The 977-nt window shown below is 58.3% G+C and carries 2 protein-coding genes; both read left to right on the top strand.

The window, feature by feature from the left end; translation table 11 throughout:
- Positions 1-758, top strand: a 758-nt coding sequence (locus F6X42_RS42845; RefSeq protein WP_187639763.1) for an IS630 family transposase, incomplete at its 5' end; no start/stop codon positions are given.
- On the top strand, positions 755-977 hold a 223-nt coding region (locus tag F6X42_RS42840), incomplete at its 3' end, for a DUF6429 family protein (protein ID WP_187639762.1). The genes F6X42_RS42845 and F6X42_RS42840, both read left to right, overlap by 4 nt.

Raw genomic sequence — 977 nt, 5'->3', positions numbered from 1 at the left:
GCACGCGCACAATGGCTCGCGAGATGAAATTGTCGCAAACGGCGGTCACGCGGATCTGGCGTGCTTTTGGATTGCAGCCGCATCGGCAGGAAACGTTCAAGCTCTCCAGCGATCCGATGTTCGTCAACAAGGTGCGGGATATCGTCGGGCTTTACCTGGACCCGCCGCTCAAGGCCATGGTGTTGTGCGTGGACGCGAAGAGCCAGATTCAGGCGCTCGATCGCACGCAACCCATGTTGCCGTTGGCACCCGGCATCCCTGCGCGACGCACCCACGATTACATGCGCCACGGCACGACCACCCTGTTCGCGGCGCTGGACATCGCTACTGGTGAAGTGATCGGCGAGGTACATCGGCGCCATCGCAGCAGCGAATTCGTGCGCTTTCTGCGCACTATCGAAGCCAGCGTGCCGCCTCACCTGGACGTGCATCTGGTGATGGATAACTATGGCACGCACAAAACGTCCTCGATCAAAGCCTGGTTTGCCCGTCATCCCCGCTTCCATGTTCACTTCACGCCCACCTCGGCGTCGTGGCTTAACCAGGTCGAACGCTGGTTCGCTGCGCTCACTGAAAAATACCTTCGACGCGGTACGCATCGCTCGACCCGTCAACTCGAAGACGCGATCCGCCATTACCTGGACGTCTATAACGCCAGTCCCCAACCGTTTGTCTGGAGCAAGTCGGCTGATGAGATCCTGGCCAGCCTGGAACGGTTTTGTGTGCGGGTCCGGAAAGCTGCGGCAGGAGCATCATGAATATCAATACCGATGCAATTGATGAGGTCGCCCTGGCACTTCTCTACCTGACCCTGCATGACCGATACCGCGCGTGGAAGGGTTTCGACTGGGATGTGCTGAACCGGCTCTACGAACGGGGCTTCATCGAAGACCCAGTCAACAAGACGAAGTCCGTGATCTTTACCGAAGAAGGATTGCGCGAGTCCGAACGGCTCTTTAATCAGCACTTCGTCATTC

This window comes from Paraburkholderia podalyriae, assembly GCF_014397785.1.
Classification (GTDB): domain Bacteria; phylum Pseudomonadota; class Gammaproteobacteria; order Burkholderiales; family Burkholderiaceae; genus Paraburkholderia; species Paraburkholderia podalyriae.
The sequence above is the reverse complement of the archived record's forward strand: the minus strand, read 5'-3'. Positions and strand labels throughout refer to the sequence as shown.